The following is a 206-nucleotide window of genomic DNA, read 5'->3' as shown; positions in this document are numbered from 1 at the left end:
ATTCCCCTCTGCTGCGTGTCCGCGACTTGGAACTGTGCCGGAAGTCCTACGCCGAGCGAACCCGCATATGGGATCAGGATCTGCGTCAGCGAGAAGGAATGCACGGTGCCGATGAAGACGCGCTTCCCGGGCTCGACGCCGAGGGCAGCGAGACGATCTTCCAGTTCGCGGGCGCATTCGTTGTTGTAAGTAATGCATGCCACCCC

The 206-nt window shown here is 61.2% G+C and carries 1 pseudogene; it reads right to left on the bottom strand.

The features are described 5' to 3' along the window. A pseudogene (locus AF337_RS44670) lies at positions 1 to 206 on the bottom strand (ATP-dependent helicase); the annotation flags it as partial.

Origin of the sequence: Rhizobium ecuadorense (genome assembly GCF_001187535.1) — a bacterium.
Taxonomy (GTDB): Bacteria; Pseudomonadota; Alphaproteobacteria; order Rhizobiales; family Rhizobiaceae; genus Rhizobium; species Rhizobium ecuadorense.
Note: the sequence above shows the minus strand (reverse complement) of the source record. Positions and strands in the feature narration are given on the sequence as shown.